Source organism: Streptomyces marokkonensis, from assembly GCF_008312835.1.
GTDB lineage: Bacteria > Actinomycetota > Actinomycetes > Streptomycetales > Streptomycetaceae > Streptomyces > Streptomyces marokkonensis_A.
Genome location: NZ_VSKS01000010.1, coordinates 248,311 through 273,026, shown reverse-complemented (window position 1 = coordinate 273,026; position 24,716 = coordinate 248,311). Strand labels below are relative to the sequence as shown.

27 protein-coding genes and 1 pseudogene are annotated in these 24,716 nt (G+C 73.6%); 18 read left to right on the top strand and 10 right to left on the bottom strand.

The features are described 5' to 3' along the window. The first annotated feature begins 53 nt into the window (after positions 1 to 53). The 8 genes from F1615_RS19630 (at position 54) to F1615_RS19595 (ending at position 8,867) form a co-directional block, all read left to right on the top strand. Positions 54 to 446, top strand: coding sequence for an STAS domain-containing protein (locus tag F1615_RS19630; protein WP_149550298.1), 393 nt, complete (start codon positions 54 to 56; stop codon positions 444 to 446). A 70-nt stretch (positions 447 to 516) separates the two neighbouring features. Further along, a complete protein-coding gene (locus F1615_RS19625) occupies positions 517 to 1,416 on the top strand; it encodes an STAS domain-containing protein (RefSeq protein ID WP_149550297.1) in 900 nt (299 codons plus the stop codon). Then, entirely contained in the window at positions 1,413 to 1,832 is a 420-nt protein-coding gene (locus F1615_RS19620; RefSeq protein ID WP_149550296.1) for an STAS domain-containing protein, read from the top strand. Before F1615_RS19625 ends, F1615_RS19620 begins: the two co-directional genes overlap by 4 nt. Then, on the top strand, positions 1,832 to 2,272 hold the full coding sequence (locus F1615_RS19615) for an anti-sigma regulatory factor (protein ID WP_149550328.1): 441 nt from the start codon (positions 1,832 to 1,834) through the stop codon (positions 2,270 to 2,272). Before F1615_RS19620 ends, F1615_RS19615 begins: the two co-directional genes overlap by 1 nt. Continuing rightward, the gene (locus tag F1615_RS19610; protein ID WP_149550295.1) at positions 2,272 to 3,339 is read left to right on the top strand and encodes an ATP-binding SpoIIE family protein phosphatase; all 1,068 of its coding nucleotides are present in this window, start codon (positions 2,272 to 2,274) and stop codon (positions 3,337 to 3,339) included. Before F1615_RS19615 ends, F1615_RS19610 begins: the two co-directional genes overlap by 1 nt. Beyond that, the gene (locus F1615_RS19605) at positions 3,336 to 5,051 is read left to right on the top strand and encodes a PP2C family protein-serine/threonine phosphatase (RefSeq protein WP_149550294.1); all 1,716 of its coding nucleotides are present in this window, start codon (positions 3,336 to 3,338) and stop codon (positions 5,049 to 5,051) included. The genes F1615_RS19610 and F1615_RS19605 overlap by 4 nt, the downstream gene beginning before the upstream one ends. A gap of 131 nt (positions 5,052 to 5,182) precedes the next feature. Then, positions 5,183 to 6,556 carry an NAD(P)/FAD-dependent oxidoreductase gene (locus tag F1615_RS19600; protein ID WP_167533797.1) on the top strand — a complete coding sequence of 458 codons (1,374 nt, stop codon included), beginning with the start codon at positions 5,183 to 5,185 and terminating at the stop codon, positions 6,554 to 6,556. 79 nt (positions 6,557 to 6,635) lie between these two features. Next, entirely contained in the window at positions 6,636 to 8,867 is a 2,232-nt protein-coding gene (locus tag F1615_RS19595) for an FUSC family protein (protein WP_149550292.1), read from the top strand. 22 nt (positions 8,868 to 8,889) lie between these two features. Here the strand turns inward: F1615_RS19595 and F1615_RS19590 are convergent, their stop codons facing one another. The 4 genes from F1615_RS19590 to F1615_RS19575 form a co-directional block, all read right to left on the bottom strand. Next, on the bottom strand, positions 8,890 to 9,318 hold the full coding sequence (locus F1615_RS19590) for a hypothetical protein (RefSeq protein WP_149550291.1): 429 nt from the start codon (positions 9,316 to 9,318) through the stop codon (positions 8,890 to 8,892). 28 nt (positions 9,319 to 9,346) lie between these two features. Beyond that, positions 9,347 to 9,589, bottom strand: a complete 243-nt coding sequence (locus tag F1615_RS19585; RefSeq protein WP_149550290.1) for a DUF5133 domain-containing protein — start codon at positions 9,587 to 9,589, stop codon at positions 9,347 to 9,349. Positions 9,590 to 9,629: 40 nt separating this feature from the next. Continuing rightward, entirely contained in the window at positions 9,630 to 10,493 is an 864-nt protein-coding gene (locus F1615_RS19580) for a SigB/SigF/SigG family RNA polymerase sigma factor (protein WP_149550289.1), read from the bottom strand. Between the two features lie 185 nt (positions 10,494 to 10,678). Next, entirely contained in the window at positions 10,679 to 11,119 is a 441-nt protein-coding gene (locus F1615_RS19575; protein ID WP_149550288.1) for an ATP-binding protein, read from the bottom strand. 146 nt (positions 11,120 to 11,265) lie between these two features. Between F1615_RS19575 and F1615_RS19570 the strand changes: the two genes are divergently transcribed. From F1615_RS19570 to F1615_RS19560, 3 genes and pseudogenes are all read left to right on the top strand, one after another. Next, the gene (locus F1615_RS19570; protein ID WP_149550287.1) at positions 11,266 to 11,496 is read left to right on the top strand and encodes a hypothetical protein; all 231 of its coding nucleotides are present in this window, start codon (positions 11,266 to 11,268) and stop codon (positions 11,494 to 11,496) included. 52 nt (positions 11,497 to 11,548) lie between these two features. Beyond that, positions 11,549 to 13,026 (top strand): annotated as a pseudogene (locus F1615_RS36860) (aminotransferase class I/II-fold pyridoxal phosphate-dependent enzyme). 284 nt (positions 13,027 to 13,310) lie between these two features. Beyond that, positions 13,311 to 13,766, top strand: a complete 456-nt coding sequence (locus F1615_RS19560) for a cyclic nucleotide-binding domain-containing protein (RefSeq protein WP_149550286.1) — start codon at positions 13,311 to 13,313, stop codon at positions 13,764 to 13,766. Between the two features lie 78 nt (positions 13,767 to 13,844). Here F1615_RS19560 and F1615_RS19555 read toward each other — a convergent pair whose 3' ends face one another. Continuing rightward, a complete protein-coding gene (locus F1615_RS19555; protein WP_149550285.1) occupies positions 13,845 to 14,462 on the bottom strand; it encodes a LysE/ArgO family amino acid transporter in 618 nt (205 codons plus the stop codon). A 69-nt stretch (positions 14,463 to 14,531) separates the two neighbouring features. Here F1615_RS19555 and F1615_RS19550 point away from each other — a divergent pair, with 69 nt between their 5' ends. Further along, positions 14,532 to 15,428, top strand: a complete 897-nt coding sequence (locus tag F1615_RS19550; protein WP_149550284.1) for a LysR family transcriptional regulator ArgP — start codon at positions 14,532 to 14,534, stop codon at positions 15,426 to 15,428. Here F1615_RS19550 and F1615_RS19545 read toward each other — a convergent pair. Further along, the gene (locus tag F1615_RS19545) at positions 15,394 to 16,128 is read right to left on the bottom strand and encodes a TetR/AcrR family transcriptional regulator (protein ID WP_149550283.1); all 735 of its coding nucleotides are present in this window, start codon (positions 16,126 to 16,128) and stop codon (positions 15,394 to 15,396) included. The genes F1615_RS19550 and F1615_RS19545 overlap by 35 nt on opposite strands. Before the next feature lie 135 nt (positions 16,129 to 16,263). Between F1615_RS19545 and F1615_RS19540 the strand changes: the two genes are divergently transcribed. Further along, on the top strand, positions 16,264 to 17,484 hold the full coding sequence (locus F1615_RS19540) for a saccharopine dehydrogenase family protein (protein WP_149550282.1): 1,221 nt from the start codon (positions 16,264 to 16,266) through the stop codon (positions 17,482 to 17,484). Positions 17,485 to 17,589: 105 nt separating this feature from the next. After that, positions 17,590 to 17,841 (top strand): WhiB family transcriptional regulator, encoded by a 252-nt coding sequence (locus tag F1615_RS19535; protein WP_149550281.1) that lies wholly within the window; start codon positions 17,590 to 17,592, stop codon positions 17,839 to 17,841. Positions 17,842 to 17,863: 22 nt separating this feature from the next. Here F1615_RS19535 and F1615_RS19530 read toward each other — a convergent pair whose 3' ends face one another. Next, on the bottom strand, positions 17,864 to 18,073 hold the full coding sequence (locus tag F1615_RS19530) for a hypothetical protein (protein WP_149550280.1): 210 nt from the start codon (positions 18,071 to 18,073) through the stop codon (positions 17,864 to 17,866). Positions 18,074 to 18,210: 137 nt separating this feature from the next. Between F1615_RS19530 and F1615_RS19525 the strand changes: the two genes are divergently transcribed. After that, positions 18,211 to 18,561, top strand: coding sequence for a DUF488 domain-containing protein (locus tag F1615_RS19525; RefSeq protein WP_149550279.1), 351 nt, complete (start codon positions 18,211 to 18,213; stop codon positions 18,559 to 18,561). Between the two features lie 22 nt (positions 18,562 to 18,583). Here the strand turns inward: F1615_RS19525 and F1615_RS19520 are convergent, their stop codons facing one another. Further along, the gene (locus F1615_RS19520) at positions 18,584 to 20,257 is read right to left on the bottom strand and encodes an FAD-binding dehydrogenase (protein ID WP_149550278.1); all 1,674 of its coding nucleotides are present in this window, start codon (positions 20,255 to 20,257) and stop codon (positions 18,584 to 18,586) included. Positions 20,258 to 20,274: 17 nt separating this feature from the next. Further along, positions 20,275 to 20,883, bottom strand: coding sequence for a TetR/AcrR family transcriptional regulator (locus tag F1615_RS19515; protein WP_149550277.1), 609 nt, complete (start codon positions 20,881 to 20,883; stop codon positions 20,275 to 20,277). Positions 20,884 to 21,006: 123 nt separating this feature from the next. Here F1615_RS19515 and F1615_RS19510 point away from each other — a divergent pair, with 123 nt between their 5' ends. The 3 genes from F1615_RS19510 (at position 21,007) to F1615_RS19500 (ending at position 23,773) form a co-directional block, all read left to right on the top strand. Next, positions 21,007 to 21,645, top strand: coding sequence for an alpha-ketoglutarate-dependent dioxygenase AlkB (locus F1615_RS19510; RefSeq protein ID WP_149550276.1), 639 nt, complete (start codon positions 21,007 to 21,009; stop codon positions 21,643 to 21,645). Between the two features lie 107 nt (positions 21,646 to 21,752). Further along, positions 21,753 to 22,499 carry an MBL fold metallo-hydrolase gene (locus F1615_RS19505; RefSeq protein WP_149550275.1) on the top strand — a complete coding sequence of 249 codons (747 nt, stop codon included), beginning with the start codon at positions 21,753 to 21,755 and terminating at the stop codon, positions 22,497 to 22,499. A 41-nt stretch (positions 22,500 to 22,540) separates the two neighbouring features. Continuing rightward, positions 22,541 to 23,773 carry a DUF4032 domain-containing protein gene (locus F1615_RS19500; protein WP_149550274.1) on the top strand — a complete coding sequence of 411 codons (1,233 nt, stop codon included), beginning with the start codon at positions 22,541 to 22,543 and terminating at the stop codon, positions 23,771 to 23,773. Between the two features lie 16 nt (positions 23,774 to 23,789). Here F1615_RS19500 and F1615_RS19495 read toward each other — a convergent pair whose 3' ends face one another. Continuing rightward, positions 23,790 to 24,662, bottom strand: a complete 873-nt coding sequence (locus F1615_RS19495; protein ID WP_149550273.1) for a universal stress protein — start codon at positions 24,660 to 24,662, stop codon at positions 23,790 to 23,792. Positions 24,663 to 24,716 lie beyond the last annotated feature (54 nt).

Below are 24,716 nucleotides of genomic sequence, written 5' to 3'. Positions count from 1 at the left end.
GGGGGTACGCGCGGCTGCGCGACCTGAAGCTGATCACCTTGTTGGAGGTACTCGTGCACATTGCCCAGGACCCGTTGTCCGTCGAGGTGACACTGCCGCGTGAGGATGTGGCCCTGCTCACGGTGGAGGGGTACTTGGACGTCGACACGGCGACCGAGTTCCAGCACCACCTGGCCAACCAGCTCCACCACGGCCGCCGGCACTTCCTGCTGGATCTGTCGGCGGTCCCCTTCATGGACTCGTCGGGCATGAACATCATCCTCCGCGTGTACCAGGAGGCGCGTGAACTGCCGGGGAGCGTGCACATCATCTCCCCCACCCCCGCAGTACGCCGCATCCTGGATCTGACGGGGGTGAGCATCACCGTTCCGGTCTCGGAGAGCGTCGAGGAGGCCCTCGAGCGGGTCGACGCGCACCCGCAGGGCCCTGACCGGCCGGAGGCCTGACGGCGACCACGTTTCCCGGTGCCCGAGACGAGCTCGGCGCGACACGACGAAGAACGAGGAGAGGACACAGGTGCCGGAGCACGATACGGGCGGAACACTCGGAACGCCGGAGCAGGAGGTCGCCGGCTTCCTGCGGCGCCGGAGCGAGCAGATCGCCCAGCGGTGGGCCGACGAGCCCCTGTTCCGCACGGTGTTCACGGTCTCGCGCGACGAGGCGGTGGAGGCGGGCAAGGTGGTCGCCGACGCACTCGCCCAGGTCGCCGGCACCCAGCGGGTCGAGGACCCGGACGCCGCGGGCTTCACCGGTGTGCGCGAGCAGCTGGCGCGGATGGGGGCGGCCCGCTCCCGCGCGGGGCTGTCCGCCACCCAGGTGTCGTCCGAGCTGGCCGCGCTGCTCCCGCCGGTGGAGAACCTCCTGGTCGCCGATCTGGAGGGGGTGGAGCCCGAGCGGCTGCGGGAGTGTTCGACGGCGCTCAGCGTGCTGATGGGCACCCTGCGCCTGGTGGCGATGCAGACCGCGCTGAGTGAGGTGCAGGCGCTCACCGACCGGCAGCGGCTCCAGCTCCTCGAGGTGGCGACGCCGGTGATCAAGCTCTGGGACGGCATCGTGGCGGTCCCCCTGATCGGGACGCTGGACAGCGCCCGCAGCCAGGTGGTGATGGAGACGCTGCTGGAGGCGGTCGTCGACCAGCACGCCCGGTTCGCGATCCTCGACATCACGGGTGTGCCGACGGTCGACTCGCTGGTGGCGCAGCACCTGATGAAGACGGTCGCCGCGGCCCGTCTGATGGGCGCGGAGTGCGTGGTGTCCGGTATCCGTCCGGCGATCGCGCAGACCATCGTGCACCTCGGCCTGGACCTCGGCACGGTGAAGACCCGGGCGAGCCTCGCCGACGCCCTCGGGTACTGCCTGCACGAGCTGGGGGCGAACATCGTGAACGCGGCGCCCGACGGTGCGGGCCGCCGGTGAGCGAGGGGTTCTCCCGCCCGGTCGCGGGACACGTGCCGGTCCTCAGGCTCGGGGACGTACTGCTGGTCACCCTGCAGGGGGACCTGCACGACACCATGGCCCACCAGCTCCAGCAGGACCTCTCCGAGACCATCGCGCGCAGCCGGGTCAGGGGGGTGGTCATCGACATCTCCGGCGTGGAGATGGTCGACTCCTTCCTCGGGAGGGTGCTGGCCGAGATCGCTGCCCAGACGGAGCTGCTGGCCGCGCGGACCGTGGTGGCCGGCATGCGGCCCGCGGTCGCCATCACCCTGGTGGAACTGGGCCTGACACTGCCGGGGCTGCGCACCGCGCTCACCACCGAGGCGGCGTTGGAGCTCCTCGCGCAGCCCATCGTCCCGTCACGGGCCGGCGGCGTGCGCGAGGAGAGCCCGTGATGCACACCGGCGCGGGCGTGGAGGCCCGCCTGCCCATCCGGTCGGACATGGACCTGGTGTGGGTGCGTCAGCACGTGCGGCAGGCCGCCGCCGGTCTCGGCTTCGGCCTGGTGGACCAGACGAAGCTGGTGACCGCCGCCAGCGAGCTGGCGCGCAACACCCTGGTGCACGGCGGAGGCGGCCTGATGGAGGCGTCGCACGTCACCACTGGCGGGACCGACGGACTGCGGCTCACCTTCAGCGACACGGGGCCGGGCATCCCCGACCTCGACCGGGCGCTCAGCGACGGTTACACCTCCGGCGGCGGGCTGGGCATGGGGCTGGGCGGCGCCCGGCGACTCGTGCACGACTTCGCGGTCGAGAGCGCCCCCGGTTCGGGGACCACGGTGCGGGTGACCTCGTGGGTGTCCCGGCCGCCGCGTCCGCGCGAGGACGCCTGATGCCCCGCGTCTGGGACGTACCGGTACAGGACCCGACCCGGGTGCGGGACGTCCGGGTCGCGGCGGAGGAGGCCGCGGCCCTCGCCGGGCTGGACGGACAGCGCACCGCCACCGCGTCGCTGGTGGCCACCGAGCTCGCCACCAATCTGGTCCGGCACGCGCAGGCGGGTCAGGTGCTCATCGACGTGGTGGACCCGCCCGTGCCGCGGGAGGGCCGGCCGGGGCGGGCCGTTCAGATCAGCGCGATCGACCACGGGCCGGGCATCGCGGATGTGACGGGCGCGCTGCGCGACGGGTTCTCCTCGGCCGGCTCCCTCGGCGCGGGCCTCGGCACGTGCCGGCGTCTCGCCGACGACTTCGGCCTGCACAGCGTGCCCGGCCGGGGCACCGTGGCGCTGGCCCGCGTGGGCGCCGCCGCCGACCACCCCGAAGGGGGCGACGGCTCCCCGCGGTCCCTCGGTGTGCACGCAGGCGGCGTCAACGTCCCGTTCGCCGGCGCGGACCACTCGGGTGACGCCTGGGCCTGGGTCAGGTCCGGCGACCGGGCGACGCTGATGCTGGCCGACGGGCTGGGCCACGGGATCGAGGCGGCCCGCGCGTCGTCCGCCGCGGTCGAGGAGCTGCGCCACTGTGCCGGGCTGCCGCCCGCCGAGACGCTGCGGAAGCTGCACACCGCCCTGGGCGGGACGCGGGGCGCGGCCGTCGCCGTGGCCCAGCTGGACACCTGGACGGGCCGGCTGCGCTTCGCCGGGATCGGCAACGTGTCGGCCCGGCTGCGGGAGGGGGACCGCTGGCGTTCCCTGCTGTCCCGGCCGGGCATCGTCGGGGTGCACCGGCCGCACACGGTGCGCGAGGACGAGGTCCCCTGGTCCCCCGACAGCCTGCTGATCCTGCACACGGACGGGCTGCCCGGCCGCTGGACGCCGCCTCCGGACACCGGCCAGCCGCCGGCCGATCCGGCGGTGACGGCTGCCGTGACCGTGCGGGACGCGGGCAGTCCCGCGCGCCCGGTGCGGGACGACACCGCCGTGGCCGTGCTGGCCCCGATCCCCGCGGAGCATTCATGACGCGCACCTGGCGGATCGGCAGCGTCACGGACGCGGCACGCGCACGCATCGCCGTCGCGCGGCTGGCGGCGGAGTACGGGGTGCCCACCGTGGAGCGCGCCCGGCTGGCGACGGCGCTCAGCGGCCATCTGCGGCAGTGCCTGACCAAGGGCGGTGCCTGGCTGCTCACCCTGGAGGGGCCGGACGCCCCGGGCGGGGCGGCGGCCCTGCGCGCGGTGGTGACGCCCTCCCCCGACGCGGGCGCCGCCGGCCGTGCCCCGTGGACGGTGACCGTCGCGTGTCCCGAGCCGGGCCGGGCGGCCGACGCGGGCCCGGATACGGAGGACGCGGCGGGCCTGGCGGAGGCGTTGCTCGGCGCCGACGAGGACACGGCCGTGCTGCTGGAGAAGCTGGCCGAGCAGGAGGATCTGGTCGTCTTCCACCGGGAGGAACTGCACCAGACCAACCAGGGCGTCCTGGCGCTGCACGCCGAGCTGGACGCGGCCGGACGGGCGCAGCGGGAGGCGTTCGCCGCCGAGCGCCGGGCGCGCGAGGAGGCGGAGAACGCCCGGCGCAGACTGAGGTTCCTGGCGGACGCGAGCGCAGCGCTCAACGCCTCGCTGAACCACGACGAGATCGTGCGCCGGCTGCCGGAGCTGCTCGTGCCGCGGTACGCCGGGAGCGTCGACGTATGGCTGTTCGACCACGAGGACGACCGGCGCCGGCCCTCCGTCCACCCGGGTGCGGCGGTCCTCGCTGCCCGGACCGGACGTCCGCAGTACGCCGCCGACCATCCCGGGGGCCTGCCAGGCGTGGACGACCGGCCGCCGTCGGCCCTCGATCCGGGGCGGCCCCTGATGTGCCTCCCGCTGGCGGCACGCCGCACGCCGCTGGGTGTGCTGACGCTGTCGCCGCCCGGTGAGCGCTGGGACCCGGACGACGCCGTGATGCTGATCGAGCTCGCCCGGCGGGCCGGCATCGCCATGGACAACGCCCGCCGCTTCGAACACAACCGGGACATCGCCGAGACGCTGCAGCGCGCCCTGCTCACGGACCTGCCCGCGACGCCGGGCCTGAGTCTGGCGGCGCGCTATCTGCCGGCCACGCACGGGCTGAACATCGGCGGCGACTGGTACGACGCGTTCCGGCAGCGGGACGGCAGCCTGATCACCGTCATCGGCGATGTGACCGGGCACGGGCTGCACGCGGCGGTGATGATGAGCCAGCTGCGCACCGCGCTGCGCGCGTACGCCGTCGACGGCGGCGGCCCGGGCAGATTGCTGACCCGGCTGCACGGCTACCTGCGGCATCTCCAGCCGGATCTGTTCGCCACCGCGGTCATCGCGCGGTTCCACCCGGACGAGCACACGCTGACGTGGGCCGCGGCGGGTCATCCGCCGCCGGTGCTGCGGCTGCCCGACGGCCGGGTCCGGGTCCTGGACGCCAAACCGGGGGCGATGCTCGGCATTCCGCTGCAGCAGGACATCGCCGACCACACCGAGCGGCTGACGCCCGGTTCGACGCTTGCGCTCTACACCGACGGGCTGGTCGAGCGGCGGGCCCGGGGCATCGACCCGGGCATCGAACGGCTCGCGGCGGCCCTCGGGGCGTACGGTTCCGCCGAACTGGGCGCGGACCTGGAGGAGTCGGCGGACCGGATCCTGCACCCGCTGCTGAGCGACTCCGAGCGCGACGACGACGTGTGTCTGCTGCTGTGCCATCTGCACGGCTGACGCGGCCGCGACAGGTGTGCCCGCCTGTGCCTCCCGGTGCGTTCCTTCGCCGGTGAGGGCATCGTGGTGCTGAACAGGGGCACGCGTCAGGCATCGACGTCCGAGGCGGACGCCTGGAGCCGCGGGAAGGGATGGACACCGTGACACGACCCAGGATTCTTGTGGTGGGCGCGGGTTTCGCCGGCGTGGAGTGCGTACGGCGGCTGGAGCGCAGGCTCGCCCCGAACGAGGCCGACCTCACACTGGTCACGCCGTTCTCCTACCAGCTCTATATGCCCCTGCTCCCCCAGGTCGCCTCCGGCGTGCTGACCCCGCAGTCGGTCGCGCTCTCCCTGCGCCGCAGCAAGAGGTACCGCACCCGGATCATCCCGGGCGGGGCGATCGGCGTGGACCTGAGGGCCAAGGTCTGTGTCATCCGCAGCGTCAACGGCGAGATCATCGACGAGCCGTACGACTACATCGTGCTGGCCCCCGGCAGTGTCACCCGCACCTTCGACATCCCGGGGCTGACGGACCACGCCTTCGGGCTGAAGTCGCTGGCCGAGGCCGCCTACCTCCGCGATCACGTCATATCCCAGCTGGACCTGGCGGACGCGAGCCACGACCCGGCGGAGCGGGCCTCGCGGCTGCAGTTCGTGGTGGTCGGCGGCGGTTACGCGGGCACGGAGACCGCGGCCTGTCTGCAGCGGCTGACGCACGCCGCCGTCAAGCGCTACCCCCGGCTGGACCCGGGCCTGATCAAGTGGCACCTGATCGACATCGCGCCCAAGCTCATGCCGGAACTCGGCGAGAAGCTCGGGCGCAGCGCCCACGAGATCCTGACCCGGCGCGGCATCGAGATCTCGCTGGGGGTGTCCATCGGGAAGGCGAGCGCCGAGGAGGTCACCTTCACCGACGGCCGGGTGGTACCCACCCGCACCCTGATCTGGACCGCCGGGGTCGTCGCCAGTCCGCTCATCGCCACGCTCGGCGCCGAGACCGTCCGGGGGCGGCTCGCGGTCAACGCGGACATGTGCCTGCCGGGCCACGACGGGGTGTTCGCGCTCGGCGACTCGGCCGCCGTGCCCGACGTGGCCAAGGGCGACGGCGCGGTGTGCCCGCCGACCGCGCAGCACGCGCTCCGGCAGGGTCGGCACGTCGCCGAGAACGTCATCGCGACGCTGCGGGGCCGGCCGACGCGGCCGTACGTCCACAAGGACCTCGGACTCGTGGTGGACCTCGGCGGCACCGACGCCGTGTCCAGGCCGCTCGGCTACGAACTGCACGGTCTGCCCGCCCAGGCGGTGGCCCGCGGCTACCACTGGTCGGCGCTGCGCACCAATGTCGCCAAGACCCGGGTGCTGACCGACTGGCTGCTGAACGCGGTCGCCGGCGACGACTTCGTGCGGACCGGGTTCCAGGCGCACCGGCCCGGCAATCTGCGGGACTTCGAGTACCTCGACGCCTATCTGACGCCGGAGCAGGTCCGGGCGCACGTCGAGGAAGCGGGCCGGGCGGCTCGGTGAACGGTCGGACGGGGGGCGGCCCGCGCCGCGCGGCGCGGGGGTCCGTCCCGGACTGTGCGACGGGGGAGGGTGCGGCGGAGTGAAAGCGGCGGGACGCTCGGGCCGGACGCGGCTGCGGGACCACCTGGCGGCGTCCGACCCCGGTCTGCTGCGGCTGACGGCCGGGCTGCGGACGGTGGGCGCCATCGCTCTGACGCTGGCCGTGCTCGCCTCGCTGGGGTTCGGTGTCACCCGTCTGGTGACGGGGGCCATGACGGCGATGGTCGCCACCTTCGCCATCCGGGAGCGGCAGCGCGGCGCCCAGGCGGTCACGCTGGCCGTCGGGCTGCCGGTCGCGCTGGTGTCGGTGTCGCTGGGCGCGGTGCTCAGTGAGCGGACGGTCGTCGGGGACGCCTTCTTCGTCGTCCTGATCTTCAGCGCGGTCTACGGCCGCCGGTTCGGCGACCGCGGGACCGGACTCGGCCTGATCGGCTTCCAGGTCTACTTCGTGTCCCTGTTCGTCGGTGCCTCCGCCGCTCAGCTGCCGGGGCTGTGGGCGGCCATGACGGTCGCGTTCGCGAGCAGTGCGCTGGTGCGGTTCGCCGTCGTCCCGGTGACCCCCGCCGGTCTGCTCCAGCGGCTGCGCCAGGCCTTCCGGGCCCGGCTGGCCCAGCTGGTCTCCGCCCAGCTGGCGCTGCTCGACGCCGGGCCCGGCGAGGTGGACAAGGCGCTGGAGGAGGTGCGGGAGGGCAACGCCCGGCTGCACGAGACCGCCCTGATGATCCAGACCCGGCTGGAGGAGGGCACGCCCGACGAGTCGACGGCGCGGCTGGTGCAGCGCCGGATCGCGGACGCCGAGATCGCCGCCGAGCGGCTCGGGCTGCTGCTGCTGTCCGCCCGCAGCGCCGAACGGGCGGACACCCTCACCCTGCATCTGCCCGGTGCGCCCGCCCCGGAGGTCGGCCGGCTGCCCGGACCGGAGGAGGCCACCGACCGGTTGCGCCGGGACCTGCTCGCGCTGCGCGCGCTGGTGCTGTGGACGGGGGCGGCGGGGACGGCCGTGGCCCGGATGCGCAACCGGCTGCTCGCCTACCGGGACGAGGAGAACCTGCCGCCCGCCTCGCCGGCCGTGCAGGACGTGTTCCGGGCCGTCGGCGAGACGGCCCGCGCCGTCATGGGCCTGCGCGTCGCCCTGGACGGCCCGCAGGACGAGTCGGACGACAGCCCGGCGACGGCCATGTCCCGGGAGGAACTCGACGCCGAGGACGCCGCCATCGCCGGTGAGGAGACCGAGGAGGCGGAAGCGCGCACAGGGCTGCAGCGGCCCACCACACGCGCCGCCGTACAGGTGGCCGTCGGTTCGACGCTGGCCATCGTCGGCGGCGAGCTGCTGTCCACGGACCGCTGGTACTGGGCGGTGCTGACCTGCTGGATCGTCTTCATCAACACGGCCTCGACCGGCGAGATCCTGGTCAAGGGCTACCGGCGGCTGCTGGGCACGGTGTTCGGTGTCGCCGCGGGGATCGCGCTGGCCGCCGTGGTGGGCGGCCACACTCTGGCGGCGTTCCTGCTGGTGCTGGTGCTGATCTTCCTGATGTTCTACACGGCACCGCTGTCCTACACGCTGATGTCGTTCTTCGTGACCGCGATGCTCGGGCTGCTCTACACCCTGCTGCACACCTACAGCTGGGAGGTGCTGGTGCTGCGCCTGGAGGAGACGGCGCTGGGCGCTGCCTGCGGGGTGGTCGCGGCGGCACTGGTCCTGCCGGTGAACACCGACCGGCGCACCAACGAGCTGCTGGTCACCGTGCTGGAACGGCTCGGCGAGGTCACCGAGGCCGCCGTGGGGCAGCTCAGCGGCGGGCCCGCCGACGACCTGCTCGACAAGGCGCGGGAGCTGGACCAGGCGCTGGGCGACCTGCGCTCCGCCACCCAGCCGCTGACCCACCCGGTCACGCCGTTGCGGGCGCGGCGGACGAACGCGCGCTACGTGGTGGCGCTCCTCGAGACCTGCGCGTACCACGCGCGGTCGCTGGCGGCGACGGCCGAGCTGCTGCCGACCCATCCCTCGATCGCGGCGGACCCCCGGCTGCGCGGAGCGGCGGGGCGCACCGTGCGCAACATCAAGGCGATCGCGGCCCGCGTCGAGGGCGGGGACGACAGCGGGCCCGTCGGGACGGGCCCGAGCATCGCGTCCCTCCTGGGTGACGACGGCACCGCGCGGTACGGCCGTATCACCGGCCGGGTCCTGCGCCATCTGGAACGCCTGGACGAGGCCGTGGTCGGCCTCGCCCGCCCGCTGCACGTACCGGTGTCGGCGCCCGACCGCTGACGCGGCGGACTACCCGGACCGGTCAGAAGTCGGTCGGCAGGCCGCTGGCCTCGGCGATGCCGCGCAGCTCCTCGTTCTGGCGGTGGCGGTCCCTGATGAAGTCGGCGATCTCGCCCAGCCGTGAGGGGTCCGCGGCGGTCGCCGCGTCGGTGACCACCCGGACCGGTCCGGTCTCGTCGACCTCCAGCTCGACCACCTCGTTGTCCAGGCGGCCGGTGACGGCGGTGGCGATGACGAGGGCGGCCTCGTCGCGGACCTCCTGGGGCAGTTCCTCGTCGCCGCCCTCCAGCGCGAGGTCCACACCGGCCAGGCGGTGTTCGTCGATCGCCTCGAGGACCGGCTCCACCACACGAAGCAGAAGCCGGTAGTCCTCGGTGTCCATCCGTACGCGCAGGAGGTCGAGGTAGACGTCCACGGGCCGGCCTTCCGGGGGGATCTCGGATTCGCTCATCCGCTACGGGTTCCCCGCAGCCGGCGAGTCATACGGCGGCCGGGCGGGCGGCCTGCGGCACGTCCGTCTCGTGGGCCGCCAGCCAGCGGTGCGCGGTGCTGAGCGCGGTCCGTACGTCGCGTGTGCCGGTCGACACGCACAGGGTGTACGCCAGGTCGCCGACGCGCGGGTCCGCGACCGCGGGTCCGTCGGTGGTCGCGGTCCCGGTGGCCACCAGGGCCTCGTACTCCTCGACGAGGCGGCGCAGCACGGTGGGGTGAGGCTTCAGCATGTGGGTCGCTTTCTCGCAGTCCTGTCCGGGCGGGCGCGGTTCACGCCGTCGCCGAGTGTCCGCCGGTGCCGCGCGGGCCCTTCCGCTGTCCCATCACGTCGGCGCGCACCCGGGCGCAGCTCCGGCTGATGAGACGGGAGACGTGCATCTGGGAGATTCCCAGCCGGTCGGCGATGCGGCTCTGGGTCATGTCCTCGAAGAAGCGCATGTAGAGGATGGCGCGCTCCCGCTCCGGCAGCCGGCGCAGCCCTTCCTTGGCGGACTCGCGGTCGACCACGACGTCGTACGAGGTGTCCGCGGCGCCGAGGGTGTCGGCGAGGCTGTAGCCGTCGTCGTCGGAGGACAGCTCGGCGTCCAGCGACAGGGTGCTGAAGCTCTCCAGCGCCTCCATACCGGCGCCGACCTCTTCCTCGGTCAGCCCGGTGTGGGCCGCGATGTCCTCGACGGACGGCTCCGGGCTGCCGGGGTTCTGGGTGAGCTCGCGCCGGGCCACCCGCACCTTGTTGCGCAGCTCCTGGACCCGGCGGGGGACGCGCAGGGCCCACATCCGGTCGCGGAAGTGCCGCTTGACCTCGCCGGTGATGGTGGGAACGGCGTAGCTCTCGAAGGCGCCCCGGCTCGGGTCGAACCGGTCGATGGCCTTCACCAGGCCGAGGGCGGCGACCTGCCGCAGGTCCTCGATGGACTCACCGCGGTCGCGGAAGCGGCCGGCGATGCGGTGGGCCATGGGCAGCCACGCGGTGGCGAGCTCGTCGCGGACCGCGTCCCGCTCGGGGCCCTCCTCCAGGGAGGCGAGCCGGGCGAAGAGGGCCGCGGTGTCGGGGGCGTCGTCGTGTCGCCGGCGGGGCGGGGCGGCCGTCGTGTCGGAGGAGCCGGGACGAGGGGCGGACGTGTCAATGAGCATGCGGTTTCGCTCCCGAACGGTGGTTGCAGGGGGACTACCGCGGGACGGGCGCCGCCGGGACACCCGGAGGGTCCTCAGCGGACGTACCGATCCCGCTGGCGCGCCTCCGGTCCGAAGCACGAACCTCCGATTGCCCCCACTCCGGCGGAACAAACTCCGCTTCTTTCGCGGAATCCGCCGAGGGCTCAGGCCAGGGGCACGACCGCGGTGATGCACTTGCCTCCGGCGGGCAGGTCGGACACCCGGATGTCACGGGACAGCCGGCACACGATGGGCCAGCCGTGGCCCCCCGGACGGCTGCGTCCCCGCTGGTCGGTGCGCTCCACCACGACGGGCAGCTCGTCGCTGCGGTCGCTCACGGACAGCCGCACCCCGGGCCCGCTGACGTCGACCCTGAAGTCGGTGACTCCCCCGCCGTGCAGGATCGCGTTGGTGGTGAGCTCGGAGGCGACGAGCAGGACGTCCGCCAGGGCGTCGGTGTCGCAGGCGGTGTGGGTGGCGCGGCAGCGTTCGGACACCGCCCGCGTCACGGCCTCGCGCACCTCGGCCGGACGGGAGGGGAGGGGCGGCCCGGCCCCGCGCCTGCCGGGCAACTCGAAAACTTGTTCGGTCATGTACTCACGCATGCCGCGGCTCCCTGTTCGATCAGCATGGTCACTGAGGAACGCCTCGTAGTTCCCTTTTCGGCTCACCTGTCCCGGTACGGGCAAACCTCTCGGCCGCATCCCGCTCCCCTGTCATTCGTACGGCGCACGGGGGTACGCGTTGTCGTATGACCGATGTGGTGGACTCGGACGAACTGCTACGGCGTATTCAGCGGGCCAGGGCCTGGGCGGCACAGGAGGAGCGGACCTGGCGGGCCCGCGGTGACGAGCTGGGGCGGGAGGATGCCGGCGATCCCGGCGCCGCGCGCGACGCCGCGGTGCGCGGCGTGGCCTACGGGGCGGTCGTGCGGGTGCTGGAGGAGATCCTGACGCCGGGCAGACACGCGGCGAAGGGCTGAGCGGCCGGGGCGCGTGGAACGGCACCGCCCGATCCCGGGCACCCGGCGGCCCATGACGGTCGATCACAGCCGGGCGCCGGTTCTGGAAGCACTGGAGGACTACCACCGCAGGGGGCGGCTGGGATTCACGCCACCGGGTCACAAGCAGGCCCGTGGAGCCGATCCTGCGGTGCGCGAGGTGCTCGGGGACTCCGTGTTCCTGGGCGACGTGCTGGCGACGGGCGGTCTCGACGACCGGCTCACCCGGGGCCGGGTGCTGCAGCGGGCCCAGGAGCTGATGGCCGACGCCGTGCACGCCGAGCACACGTTTCCAGCACGTGCGGGAGTTCCCTGTCGGTCAAGGCGGCGATGCTGTCGGTCGCGGGCCCGCGCGAGAAGCTGCTGATCGGGCGCGACGCGCACAAGTCGGTGGTGTCGGGGCTGATCCTGTCCGGGATCGAGCCCGTGTGGGTGGAGCCGCGGTGGGACGCGGAGCCACCTGGCGCACCCTCCGTCGGCCGTGGACTTCGACCGGGCCTTCGAGGCCCATCCGGACGCCCGCGGGGCGCTGGTGACCAGCCCGACACCGTACGGCGCCGCCGCCGGTCTGCAGGCGGTCGCCGAGGTGTGCCACCGGCGGTCACTCCCGTTGATCGTGGACGAGGCCTGGGGCGCGCACCTGCCCTTCCATCCCGATCTGCCGTCCTGGGCGATGGACGCGGGTGCCGACATCTGCGTCACCAGCATCCACAAGATGGGCAGCGGCCTGGAGCAGGGCTCGGTGTTCCATCTCCGCGGCGACTGGTGCCGCCCGCGCTGCTGGGTATGCGGGCCGATCTGCTGGGGACGACCAGTCCGTCGGTGCTGATCTTCGCGGGACTGGACGGCTGGCGGCGGCAGATGGCCCTCCGCGGCAAGGAACTGATGGGGGCGGCGCTCGACCTCGCGGCCGACGTCAGGACCGCCGTCGAGAAGATCGACGGGATGCACGTCAACGACCGGGACGACTTCTGCGGCTCGGAGCTGGCGGACGACTTCGACCCGCTGCCCTGCGTCATCGACCTGGAGGAGCTCGGCGTGACGGGCTACCAGGGGGCGGAATGGCTGCGCCGGCACCGCAGCATCGACGCGCACCTGGTCGACCACCGCCGGATCGGGGCGCAGATCACCCACGGCGACGACCGGGAGACCGCGGGCGAGCTGTTGTCGGCGCTGCGGGACCTGGGCCGGGCGGCGCGGAACCTGCCCGCGGCGCCGCGGGTGGAGGTGCCGCAGCCGGGCGAACTGCGGATGGAGCAGGCGGTGCTGCCGCGGGACGCGTTCTTCGGTCCGGCCGGGGATGTACCGGTGTCGCGGGCCGCCGCCGGGCGGATCGCCGCCGAGATGATCACTCCGTATCCGCCCGGCATCCCGGCCGTCCTGCCGGGCGAACGGCTCACCGGACCCGTGCTGCGCTATCTGCGCACGGGGCTGGCCGCGGGCATGCATCTGCCCGACCCGTCGGATCCAGGTCTGGACACGGTCCGGGTCGTCGACGAGCGCGCCGGCTGAGAACGGTGAAACAGGTCACGCGCCCCGATTACCCGAACGTCATCTGAATGGTTTATCGTTCACTCATACGTGGTGACGGAGTCGACCCCCCCGTCCTCCGGGCACCACCGCTTACGGCCCTGGCTGGCTTCCCCCGTCCAGCCAGGGCTTTTTCATGCCCGGGCGGGACGAGCGGCCGGATGCGGACATCTCCCGTCCGCCGAGGTGCCCCGAACGGCGGCAGCGGCTGAAATGAACGTAGGGAAAGCACCCGGATCCGATTGCCCGGCGAGGAGCCCCGCGCCATGACCAAAGCGATCAAACTCCTGACCGCCCTGCCCCCTCCGCAACGTGCGCGCCTGATGGAGCTGGCGCGGGAGGTGTCCTTCCCCGAGGACACCCGCATCTTCGAGGCGGGCGGGACAGCCGACCGCTTCTGGGTGATCCGCTCCGGCGCGGTCTCGCTGGACCAGCAGGTGAACGATCTGCACCGGGTGACGGTCGCCGGCCTCGGCGCGGGCGATCTGCTGGGCTGGTCGTGGCTGTTCCCGCCCCACCGGTGGGACTTCGGCGCCGTGGCCTTCAGTCCCGTGCGCGCCTACGAGTTCGAGGCGGCGGCCGTGCTCCGGCTGTGCGAGAAGGACCCCCAGCTGGGGCTGACGCTGGTGCGCAACGTCGCCGAGGTCCTCGCCCACCGGCTGGAGACCACGCGCGGCAAGCTGATGGAGCAGTACGCGATGCACCGGCGCGGGGCGGTGTAGCCGGACGGCGCGGGGCGCCCGCGCCCCGGCGGCTCCCGCCGCCCCCCAGGCGGTCCGGGCGATCCGTGTCCGGGGTCCTCAGGCCCCCGCTACGAGCGTCAGGCCGAGGACGATCATGGTGGCGGCGACCAGTCCGTCGAGCACGCGCCAGGCGGCCGGACGGGCCAGGAAGCGGCTCAGCAGGCGGGCGCCGAAGCCGAGCGCGGCGAACCAGCAGAGGCTGGCCAGTACGGCGCCGAGGCCGAAGGTCCAGCGCAGCGGGCCGTGATCGGCGGCGACCGAGCCCAGCAGGAACACCGTGTCGAGGTAGACGTGCGGGTTGAGCCAGGTCATGGCGAGGCAGGTGAGCACGGCCCGGCGGCGGGAGCCCGCCGCCTCGCCCTCCGTCCGCAGCCCGGCGGTGCCCGGACGGAACACCCGGCGGGCGGCCAGGGCGCCGTAGCAGAGCAGGAAGGCGCCGCCGATCCAGCCGACCGCCGTCAGCGCGCCGGGCCACGCCACGACCACCGCTCCGACGCCGCCGACGCCCAGGGCGATGAGCGCCGCGTCGGACAGGGCGCAGATGCCGACGACGGCGAGTACGGCGTCACGGCGGATGCCCTGGCGCAGGACGAAGGCGTTCTGGGCGCCGATGGCGACGATGAGGGAGAGGCCGGTGCCGAATCCGGCGGCGGCGGTGGCGAGCGAGCTGGTCATGCCGAGGACGCTACGGGCCGCCGTAGGTGCAGTACAGCTAAGGATTCTTACGTACCCTTAGCTGTCGTGATGACAGACCTTCCCCTGGACCAGGTGCGGACCCTCCTCGCGGTGGTGGACGAGGGGACGTTCGACGCCGCGGCCACCGCGCTGCACGTGACGCCCTCGGCGGTGAGCCAGCGGGTGAAGGCGCTGGAGCAGCGCACGGGCAGGGTGCTGCTGCTGCGCACCAAGCCGGTACGGCCGACCGAGTCGGGTGAGGTGCTGGTGCGGCTGGCCCGCCAGGTGGCCCGGCTGGAACGGGACGCGTACGCCGAGCTGGGGCTGAGCGGGGCGGGCGAGCCGACCAGGGTGTCGGTGGCGGTCAACGCGGACTCGCTGGCGACGTGGTTCCTCGGGGCCCTCACCCGGCTGCCGCCGCGGGCACGGCTCTGTTTCGAACTGCGCCGTGAGGACGAGGCCCACACGGCGGCCCTGCTGCGGGAGGGGACGGTGATGGCCGCGGTGACCTCGTCACCGGACCCGGTGCCGGGCTGCTCCGTGCGGCACCTGGGGCGGATGCGCTATCTCCCCGTGGCGCACCCGCGGTTCGCCGCGGAGCATCTCGCCGGCCCGCTGCGGGAGGTGCTGCCCGAGGCGCCGGTGGTCGTGTTCGACCGGCGGGACGACTTCCAGGACGGCTTCGTGCGCCGGCTCACGCGAGGACGCGCCGAGGCGTGCGTACGGCGGCACTACGTACCGACCTCGGAGGGCTTCGCCGAGGCGGTCGCCTCCGGCCTCGGCTGGGGCATGGTCCCGGAGGTCCAGGCGGATCCCCTGCTGCGCGCCGGCCGCCTCACGGTGTTCGCCCCGGACCGCGAGGTCGACGCGCCCCTGTACTGGCAGCAGTGGAAGCTGGACTCCCCCGCCCTGGCGGCGGTGACCGAGGCGGTCACGGGGGCGGCGGCGGAGGCGCTGTACCGCTGACGCCACCCCGCAGGGCGCTCCCGGCGCTGGCCAGGAGCATGTCAAGGGCCGTCGGATAGGCGCTGGTGACCATGCGGGTGGCCAGGAGCGGGGCGGCCTCGGCGATACGGGGGTGGGTGGCGGCGGGGAGGCGGGCGTAGGTCGAACGCCACATGTCCTCGTCGGCGCGCCGCGCGGCGCCGGGCAGCGCCAGGGACGCGGCGTCGAGTGCGGCGAAGGCCAGCGTGGTGTCGATGAACGCGTGGTAGACGCGCACCGTCTCCGGCAGGGCGAAGCCCGCCGTGCGCAGCACCTCCAGCACCGCCTCGTCGGCCGCGAGCTCGTTCGCGCGGCCGGAGACCCGGCTCGCCGTGAGGACCGCCGCCTGCGGGTGCGACAGATAGGCGGCGTGGATGCGCAGCCCGATGGCCCGCAGATCCTCGCGCCACTGCCCGGTCGGGCGCCAGCCGCGCAGTGCCCGGCCGATCAGCGCGTCGCCGATGGCGAGGGTCAGCTCGTCCATGCCGCGGAAGTAGCGGTAGAGGGTGCTCGGGTCGCAGTCCAGGGCGAGACCCAGCCGCCGGGCGGTCAGCCCCGCGCTGCCGTGCTCGTGCAGCAGCCGCAGCGCGGTCTCGACGATCAGCGTCCCGGACAGCACCCGGCCGCTCTTCGTCGGCCTGCGGCGCCGCCGCCGCTCCTCGGGGACCACGCGTTTCGGCATCGCCGTCTCCTCCCGCCGGTCTTATGCCAACGCCATTGACCTTACGCCGTCGCGCGGCGTTGTATCTCCCGTCAAGGGGCCCCGCACACATATCGGTCCATGGGGACCTACGAGGACGAAAGGGAGTGCTCCGTCATGCGTGTACTGCTCGTGGGAGCCGGCGGGGTGGGCACCGCCGTCACCCGGATCGCGGCCCGGCGGCCGTTCTTCGAGCACATGGTCGTGGCCGACCACGACCCGGCCCGGGCCGAGGCGGCGGTCGCCGCGCTCGGCACCGACGGCGCCCGGTTCCGTGCCGAGCGCGTGGACGCCGGAGACGAGGCCGGGGTCGGGGCGCTGCTCGCACGGCACCGCTGCGACGTCCTGCTCAATGCCACGGACCCGCGGTTCGTGATGCCGCTGTTCCGTGCCGCGCGGGACGCCGGCGCCACCTATGTCGACATGGCGATGTCCCTGTCCCGGCCGCACGGCGAACGGCCGTACGAGGAGTGCGGGGTCAAGCTCGGGGACGAGCAGTTCGCGCAGGCCGGCGAGTGGGAGAAGGCCGGTGCGCTGGCGCTGGTCGGCATGGGCGTGGAGCCGGGCCTGTCGGACGTGTTCGCCCGGTACGCCGCGGATGAGCTCTTCGACGTGATCGAGGAGATCGGTGTCCGTGACGGCGCGAACCTCACGGTGGACGGCTACGACTTCGCGCCGTCCTTCAGTATCTGGACCACCATCGAGGAGTGCCTCAACCCGCCCGTGGTCTACGAGGAGGACCGCGGCTGGTTCACCACCGCCCCGTTCAGCGAGCCGGAGGTGTTCGAATTCCCCGACGGCATCGGCCCGGTGGAGTGCGTGAACGTCGAGCACGAGGAGGTGCTGCTCGTCCCGCGCTGGGTCGACGCGCGCCGGGTCACCTTCAAGTACGGTCTGGGCCGCGAGTTCATCGACACGCTCAGGACGCTGCACCTGCTGGGCCTGGACCGTACCGAACCGGTGACCGTGCCCGGTCCCGACGGGCCGGTGCGGGTCTCCCCCCGGGACGTCGTCGCGGCCTGCCTGCCCGACCCGGCCGCGCTCGGCGAGCGGATGCACGGCAAGACCTGCGCCGGCACCTGGGTGCGGGGCGTGAAGGACGGGGCGCCGCGCGAGGTGTACCTCTACCACGTGGTCGACAACCAGTGGTCCATGGCCGAGTACGGCTGCCAGGCCGTGGTGTGGCAGACCGCCGTCAACCCCGTCGTCGCCCTCGAACTGCTCGCCACGGGCGCCTGGTCGGGCACGGGCGTCCTCGGCCCGGAGGCGTTCCCCGCGGGTCCGTTCCTGGACCTGCTGACCGCCTACGGCTCGCCGTGGGGGCTGCGCGAACAGTGACCGCATCCACGCGGTCCTTGTTTCACCGCGGTCCGACAGGTGACCCGAAGAGGAGCAGGACATCCGGAAAGGGTGTGTACCGACTTCGATCGCGGGTGACTTTCGATGGACAACTGGCGGAACAGCGCGGCCTGCAGGACCGAGGATCCCGACCTCTTCTTCCCGATCGGCACCTCCGGACCCGCCCTCATGCAGGCGGAACAGGCCAAGGCGGTGTGCCGGCGCTGCCCCGTGCAGGAGCAGTGCCTGCAGTGGGCGCTGGAGACGGGGCAGTCCATCGGAGTGTGGGGCGGCACGAACGAGACGGAACGGCGTGCGCTGAAGAGGCGTATCGCCGCCCGCCGTTCGTCCGGTTAGCCGGCCGCTCCCCGCGCGGCGCTCAGCGGCGGGTCCGGCGCAGTGGCCCCCAGGGACTGTCCTGGCGGGCCACTTGGCGCTGCGCCTCCCCCGATCGCGTCGAGGCCGTTCCAGCACAGCGGGCGGACGCCGGTGACCCGCGGCGCGTCGTCGGCGGCTCCCGGTCGCGCTCGACCAGCGCGGTGAGCCCGGCGAGCGTGCCGACGGCCGGCGGATCGCCCGTCGCGCCCATGGGCCACCTCCCTGACCACCACGTTCCCAGGCGGCCGGACCACCCGCGCGGCGGGCGGGGAACCGGGCGGCGCACTCGCCGTGCCCGGTCCCGTGCGTCGCAGTAGGCTCGCGGGACACGACCGGAAGGGGCGGACCATGAGCGTGCGCGTGCGGCGTGTCCATGAGGCGCCCGAACCGGACGACGGCGTCCGCGTCCTGGTCGACCGGCTCTGGCCGCGCGGTCTGACGAAGGACGCGGCGCGGGTGGACGAGTGGCCCAAAGGGCTGACGCCGTCGACGGAGCTGCGCCGCTGGTACCACGCGGACGGCGGCTCGTACGAGGAGTTCCGCGAGCGGTACGAGGCGGAACTCGCCGCTCCCGAGGCGGCCGAACTCCTGGAGCACGTGCGGGAGCTGGCGGGCAGGGGCCCGGTGACGCTGCTGACCGCGTCCAAGGACACCGGGCACAGCCACGCCGCGGTGCTGGCCCGCCTCCTCGCGGACTGAGGGGCGGGCCGCACCGCTCGGCCTACGCGGTCTGCTCGGCCGCCGCCCGCCCCGCCGCCCGTCCCGAGAAGAGGCAGCCACCGAGGAAGGTGCCCTCCAGGGCGTTGTAGCCGTGTACGCCGCCGCCGCCGAAGCCCGCCACCTCGCCGGCCGCGTACAGCCCCTCGACGGGCCGACCGTCGGCGCCGAGCGCGCGGGAGTCCAGGTCGGTCTGGATGCCGCCGAGGGTCTTGCGGGTGAGGATGTGCAGCTTGACGCCGATCAGCGGGCCCGCCGCCGGGTCGAGGATGCGGTGCGGGGTGGCCACCCGGCCGAGGCGGTCACCGATGTAGCGGCGCGCGTTGCGGATGCCCTGGATCTGGGCGTCCTTGCTGTACGCGTTGGCCAGTTGGAGGTCGCGGGCCTCGATCTGGCGCCGTACGGCGGCCGCGTCGAGGAGGGGCTTGCCGGTGAGGGCGTTCATCTTCTCGACGAGCTGTTCGACGGTAGGGGCGGTCACGAAGTCCGCGCCGTTGCGCAGGAAGGCGTCCACGGGGCCGGGGGCGCCCTTGCCCAGCACGCGTTCGCGGAGGAATCCGGCGCGGTCCTTCGCGGTGATGTCGGGGTTCTGCTCGGAGCCCGACAGCGCGAACTCCTTCTCGATGATCCGCTGGGTGAGGATGAACCAGGAGTGGTCGTGGCCGGCGATGTCCTCGGTGGTGCGCAGGTGCTTCAGCGTGCCGAGGGTGTCGTAGCCGGGCAGACAGGGCTCGGGCAGCCGGCGGCCGAGGGCGTCGAACCACATCGAGGACGGTCCGGGCAGGATGCGGATGCCGTGCCCGGGCCAGATCGGGTCCCAGTTCCGCAGGCCCTCGGTGTAGTGCCACATGCGGTCCCGGTTGACCAGCCGCACACCCGCGCGGGCGCTGATGTCCAGCATCCGTCCGTCGACGTAGGCGGGGACGCCGGTGACCATCTCGCGCGGCGGGGTGCCCAGCCGCTCGGGCCAGTACCGGCGGACGATGTCGTGGTCGGCGCCGATGCCGCCGCTGGTGACGATCACGGCCTGGGCGGTGAGTTCGAACTCGCCGACCGCGTCACGGCTGGAGGCGACACCGCGCGGTGAGCTGTCCTCCGCCAGTACGGTGCCGCGCACGCCGCGCGCCGCGCCGTTCCCGAGGACGAGTTCGTCGACCCGGTGGCGGTGGTGGAAGGTCAGCAGCCCGTCGCGCGCCGTCTGCCGGGCACGGCGGACGAAGGGTTCGACGACGCCGGTGCCGGTGCCCCAGGCGATGTGGAAGCGCGGCACGGTGTTGCCATGGCCGTCCGCGCGCAGGTCGCCGCGCTCGGCCCAGCCGACGGTCGGCAGGAACGTGATGCCGTGGCCGCCGAGCCAGGACCGCTTCTCCCCCGCCGCCCACTCGACGTAGGCCCGCGCCCAGCGCACGGCCCAGGTGTCCTCGTCGTCGAGCCGGTCGAAGCCCGCGCTGCCCTGCCAGTCGTTCCAGGCGAGGTCGAAGGAGTCCTTGATGCCCAGGCGCCGCTGCTCCGGGGATCCCACCAGGAACAGCCCGCCGAAGGACCAGAAGGCCTGACCGCCGAGGTTGGCGGCGTTCTCCTGGTCGACCAGGGCGACCCTGCGGCCCCTGGCGGTCAGCTCGTGGGCCGCGACCAGGCCCGCGAGGCCCGCTCCGACGACGATGACGTCGGCATCCATGGCGACCGTCCCTTCCTTCATCCGGTGAGCAGCGCGGTCAGCAGTTGTTTCAGCCAGGTCCGGGCGGCCGCGACGTCCCGGTCCAGCAGCAGTTGGGTGGTGACGCCGTCGTAGGCGGCGACCACGGCGTGTGCGGCGCCCTCGGCGTCGCCGAGCACGGCGGGCAGCGCGGTGTGGCCGCGGGCGCGGGCCAGCCGGTCCGCGACGGCCCGCCGCAGCCGCGCACGGTGCTCCAGCAGGCCGCGGGCGACGTCCGGGTCGCGGGCGGCGTGCACCAGGAAGTCGGTCTTGACCAGCAGCCAGTCGCGGTCGAGCAGCAGGACGTCGGTGACGCGGTCCACGGCGGCCGTGACGTCGAGGTCGGGGCCGTCCAGGGCGAGGGCGCCGGACACCTGCTCCGCGATCAGCTCCGCGCGCTGCGCGTACAGGGCGAAGAACAGTTCGTCCAGGTCCGCGAAGTTGGAGTAGAAGGCGCCCCTGGTGTAGCCGGCGGCCTCGCAGACCTCCTCGATCGACACGCGCCCGAAGCCTTTGGCGGCGAACACGGTGAACGCGGCGTCCAGCAGGTTCGCGCGCGTGCGCAGACGCCGCCTGGTGACGCGCCCCGCCGTGCCGCCGACCGCCATGTTCGCCCTCTCGTTCGATACGCGAACGTATCCGATACAGCGGTGTATCGAACAGACCCGGGACGCGGGAACTTCACCACGCCGCCTAGAACATATTTTCGAAACAGGGTTTACGCTGGATCCATGACCACGCACCACCCCCCGGCCCTCCAGGGGTCTCTGTTCGACCAGGCCGACGAGCTGCGGCTCGGCCCGCTCGACGGGCTGCGCCGCACCGCGCTGGGCCGGGGCGCCTGGATCGACGTACTGCCGGGCTGGCTCGGCGGCTCCGACGCCCTCTTCGAGCTGCTGGCCGCCGAGGTCCCGTGGCGGGCGGAGCGGCGCCAGATGTACGACCAGGTCGTGGACGTGCCCCGGCTGCTGTCGTACTACCGCGCGGGCGACCCGCTGCCGCACCCGGTGCTGGCCGAGGCGCGCGAGGCGCTCAGCGCGCACTACGCCGGCGAACTGGGCGAGCCGTTCGCCACGGCCGGACTGTGCTACTACCGCGACGGCCGGGACAGCGTCGCCTGGCACGGCGACCGGATCGGACGGGGCGCACGCGAGGACACGATGGTCGCCATCCTCTCCGTGGGCGCGCCGCGGGACCTGCTGCTGCGGCCGACGGGCGGCGGCGACACCGTGCGCCGGCCGCTCGGGCACGGCGACCTCATCGTGATGGGCGGCTCGTGCCAGCGCACGTGGGAGCACTCCGTGCCCAAGAGCACCCGTGCCGCCGGACCGCGCGTCAGCGTCCAGTTCCGCCCGCGCGGGGTGAACTGACCGGCCGGAAGCCCGTCGCCCCGCGCGGCGGACCCGCCACCCGCCTCCGCACCGTCATCTGCTTTCCTTCTCGCGTCGGACTCAGGCGACTCGGACGCGGGACGGTCATGCGGGCAACAGTGCGGCACGTCACGGACGGCACCCACCTGGTGCACGGCGCGAACACCAACTGGGTGATCCTCACCGAGGGGGACGCCGTCACGCTGATCGACACCGGCTACCCCGGCGACCGCGAGGGACTGCTCGCCTCCCTGGCCGAGGTGGGGAGTTCACCCGAGGCCGTCACGGCCGTGCTGATCACCCACGCCCACAACGACCACCTGGGCTCCGCCGAGTACCTGCGCGCCGCGTACGGCACGCCCGTGTACGCCCACCCGGCCGAAGTCCCGCACGCCCGGCGCGACTTCCTGCACCAGGTGACCGTCGGTCAGGTGCTGCGCAACGGCTGGCGGCCCGGCGTGCTGCCCTGGGCGGCGCACGCGCTGCGCACCGGGGGGACGGCGAACGTGGCGGTCACCGCGCCGGAGCCGTTCCCGGGGCCGGGCCCGCTCGACCTGCCCGGCAGGCCCGTGCCCGTGCACACGCCCGGCCACACCGCCGGGCACTGCGCCTTCCACCTCCCGGACAGCGGGGTGGTGGTGTCCGGCGACGCCCTGGTGAGCGGTCACCCCACCTCGCGGACCGGGGGACCGCAGATGCTGACCGACATGTTCCACCACGAGCGCGCCGCCGCCGTGGCCTCGCTGGACGTCCTCGCCGAGCTGGACGGCGACCTGCTGCTGCCCGGCCACGGCCCGCTGCACCGGGGGCCGGTACGGGACGCTGCACGGCTGGCCCGGGAGCGTGCGCACTAGGGTGAGGTGACGATCACCCGCGAGACGAGGACACCGCAGCCATGGCACTGCAGATCAACGCCACCAACCCGGAGCACCCGGCGCTCCTGTTGGAACTGCCGTGGCACTTGCCGCTGGAGGAGTGGCCGCAGGAGTACCTCGTGCCGCTGCCGCGCGGCATCTCCCGGCACGTGGTGCGCTACGCGCGCGCCGGCGACGAGGTGATCGCGGTGAAGGAGCTCGCCCAGCGGCCCGCGCTGCGCGAGTACGAGCTGCTGCGCGACCTGGACCGGATCGGCATCCCGGCGGTCGACCCGCTCGCCGTGGTCACCGGCCGCACCGACCCCGCCGGGGAGCCGCTGGAGAGCGTCCTGATCACCCGGCACCTCGGCGGTTCGATGCCGTACCGGTCGATGTTCGAGACGACGCTGCGCCCGGCGACCATGCACCGGCTGATGGACGCGCTCGCCGTGCTGCTGGTGCGGCTGCACCTGGCCGGATTCGCCTGGGGCGACTGCTCGCTGTCCAACACGCTGTTCCGGCGGGACGCGGGCGCCTACGCGGCCTACCTCGTGGACGCCGAGACCGGCGACCTGCACCCGGAACTGAGCGTCGGCCAGCGCGAGTACGACCTCGACCTCGCACGCGTCAACATCAGCGGCGAGCTGCTCGACCTGGAGGCCTCCGGGGCGCTGCACCCCTCCGTCGACCCGATCGAGTTCGGCACCGAGATCTGCGCCCGCTACCAGGGCCTGTGGCAGGAGCTGACCCGCACCTCCGTCTACCCGGCGGGCAAGTACCACTACATCGAGCGCCGCATCCGCCGTCTGAACGACCTCGGTTTCGACGTGGCCGAGATGCAGATCGAGCACGCCTCCAACGGCGACACGGTCACCTTCGTGCCCAAGGTCGTCGACGCCGGCCACCACCAGCGGCAGTTGCTGCGCCTGACCGGTCTCGACGCCGAGGAGAACCAGGCCAGGCGGCTGCTGAACGACCTGGAGAGCTGGATGGCCAGCCAGGACGACTACGCGCCGGGCGATCCCCTGGGCGCCCGCCCGGAGGTCCTCGCCCACCGCTGGGTGCGCGAGGTCTTCCGGCCCACCGTGCGGTCCGTGCCTCCCGGTCTGCGCGGGCCGATGGACGCCGCGGAGATCTACCACGAGCTGCTGGAGCACCGCTGGTACCTGTCCGAGCGGGCCCAGCACGACATCGGTCTCGGCACGGCCGTCGAGGACTACATCAGGAACATCCTGCCGAAGGCGCGCGAGACGCTCCAGCCGACGGACGAGTGACCCGGTGCCGTCGGGCTCAGGCCGGCGGCACCACGGCCACGGGGCAGGCCGCGTGGTGCAGGACTCCGTGGGCCACCGAACCGATCCGGGCGCCCACGGCCGTGCGCCGGGCGCGGCGGCCGACGACCATCAGCTGGGCGGTGCCCGCCACCGACAGCAGCACCTGGCCGGCGCTGCCCATCTCCACGTGCTCGACCACGTGCACGCCGGGGTAGCGCTCCCGCCACGGCGCGAGCGCCGCCGCCAGGGCCTTCCGCTCGTACGGCTCCAGTCCCCCGGCCTCGTCGAGGAGCTGGAGCGAGGCGGGGCTGTAGGCGAACACCGGCGGCAGGGTCCAGGCCCGCACGGCGCGCACGGTCGCCCCGCGCCGGGACGCGGTCTCGAAGGCGAAGGCGAGCGCGGCGGCGCTGTCCTCCGGGTCGCCCTGCTGTCCGACCACGATCTCGTGCCCGGCCACCTCGTTCGACGGCCGGTCCCCGGCCCGGACGAACACGACCGGCCGGCCCGCCTCGACGATCACCTGCTGGCCGACCGAGCCGACCAGGAAGCCCATGATCGGCCCGTGCCCACGCGAGCCGAGCACCAGCATCTCCGCGTCGGCGGCGACACCGGTCAGCGTCTCCACGGCGTCGCCCTCCAGGACGTCCGTCGTCACGTCCAGGTCCGGGTGCCGTTCCCGGACGGTGCGCGCCGCCCCGCCGGCCGAGTCGCGCACCCACTGCTCCTGGGTGGCTCTGTCCCCCACGTCCACCGCGTCGCCGGCCTCGAACCGCCAGGCGTGCACCACCCTGAGCGGCAGTCCCCGGCGGACCGCCTCCCGGGCCGCCCAGGCCAGCGCGGCGAGGCTCTCCTCGGTTCCGTCGATCCCTGCCGTGATCGGGCGCGTCATGCGGTTCCTCCCGGTGTCGTGTCCATTGCGCGGGGTCCAGTCTTCCCTACGCTG

Excerpts from the sequence above, each read along its gene's own strand:
- F1615_RS19615 (WP_149550328.1), top strand. The coding sequence starts at position 1,832 with ATGCACACCGGCGCGGGCGTGGAGGCCCGCCTGCCCATCCGGTCGGAC.
- F1615_RS19610 (WP_149550295.1), top strand. The coding sequence starts at position 2,272 with ATGCCCCGCGTCTGGGACGTACCGGTACAGGACCCGACCCGGGTGCGG.
- F1615_RS19605 (WP_149550294.1), top strand. The coding sequence starts at position 3,336 with ATGACGCGCACCTGGCGGATCGGCAGCGTCACGGACGCGGCACGCGCA.
- F1615_RS19600 (WP_167533797.1), top strand. The coding sequence starts at position 5,183 with ATGGACACCGTGACACGACCCAGGATTCTTGTGGTGGGCGCGGGTTTC.
- F1615_RS19590 (WP_149550291.1), bottom strand. The coding sequence starts at position 9,318 with ATGAGCGAATCCGAGATCCCCCCGGAAGGCCGGCCCGTGGACGTCTAC.
- F1615_RS19585 (WP_149550290.1), bottom strand. The coding sequence starts at position 9,589 with ATGCTGAAGCCTCACCCCACCGTGCTGCGCCGCCTCGTCGAGGAGTAC.
- F1615_RS19580 (WP_149550289.1), bottom strand. The coding sequence starts at position 10,493 with ATGCTCATTGACACGTCCGCCCCTCGTCCCGGCTCCTCCGACACGACG.
- F1615_RS19575 (WP_149550288.1), bottom strand. The coding sequence starts at position 11,119 with ATGCGTGAGTACATGACCGAACAAGTTTTCGAGTTGCCCGGCAGGCGC.
- F1615_RS19570 (WP_149550287.1), top strand. The coding sequence starts at position 11,266 with ATGACCGATGTGGTGGACTCGGACGAACTGCTACGGCGTATTCAGCGG.
- F1615_RS19560 (WP_149550286.1), top strand. The coding sequence starts at position 13,311 with ATGACCAAAGCGATCAAACTCCTGACCGCCCTGCCCCCTCCGCAACGT.
- F1615_RS19555 (WP_149550285.1), bottom strand. The coding sequence starts at position 14,462 with ATGACCAGCTCGCTCGCCACCGCCGCCGCCGGATTCGGCACCGGCCTC.
- F1615_RS19550 (WP_149550284.1), top strand. The coding sequence starts at position 14,532 with ATGACAGACCTTCCCCTGGACCAGGTGCGGACCCTCCTCGCGGTGGTG.
- F1615_RS19545 (WP_149550283.1), bottom strand. The coding sequence starts at position 16,128 with ATGCCGAAACGCGTGGTCCCCGAGGAGCGGCGGCGGCGCCGCAGGCCG.
- F1615_RS19540 (WP_149550282.1), top strand. The coding sequence starts at position 16,264 with ATGCGTGTACTGCTCGTGGGAGCCGGCGGGGTGGGCACCGCCGTCACC.
- F1615_RS19535 (WP_149550281.1), top strand. The coding sequence starts at position 17,590 with ATGGACAACTGGCGGAACAGCGCGGCCTGCAGGACCGAGGATCCCGAC.
- F1615_RS19530 (WP_149550280.1), bottom strand. The coding sequence starts at position 18,073 with ATGGGCGCGACGGGCGATCCGCCGGCCGTCGGCACGCTCGCCGGGCTC.
- F1615_RS19525 (WP_149550279.1), top strand. The coding sequence starts at position 18,211 with ATGAGCGTGCGCGTGCGGCGTGTCCATGAGGCGCCCGAACCGGACGAC.
- F1615_RS19520 (WP_149550278.1), bottom strand. The coding sequence starts at position 20,257 with ATGGATGCCGACGTCATCGTCGTCGGAGCGGGCCTCGCGGGCCTGGTC.
- F1615_RS19515 (WP_149550277.1), bottom strand. The coding sequence starts at position 20,883 with ATGGCGGTCGGCGGCACGGCGGGGCGCGTCACCAGGCGGCGTCTGCGC.
- F1615_RS19510 (WP_149550276.1), top strand. The coding sequence starts at position 21,007 with ATGACCACGCACCACCCCCCGGCCCTCCAGGGGTCTCTGTTCGACCAG.
- F1615_RS19505 (WP_149550275.1), top strand. The coding sequence starts at position 21,753 with ATGCGGGCAACAGTGCGGCACGTCACGGACGGCACCCACCTGGTGCAC.
- F1615_RS19500 (WP_149550274.1), top strand. The coding sequence starts at position 22,541 with ATGGCACTGCAGATCAACGCCACCAACCCGGAGCACCCGGCGCTCCTG.
- F1615_RS19495 (WP_149550273.1), bottom strand. The coding sequence starts at position 24,662 with ATGACGCGCCCGATCACGGCAGGGATCGACGGAACCGAGGAGAGCCTC.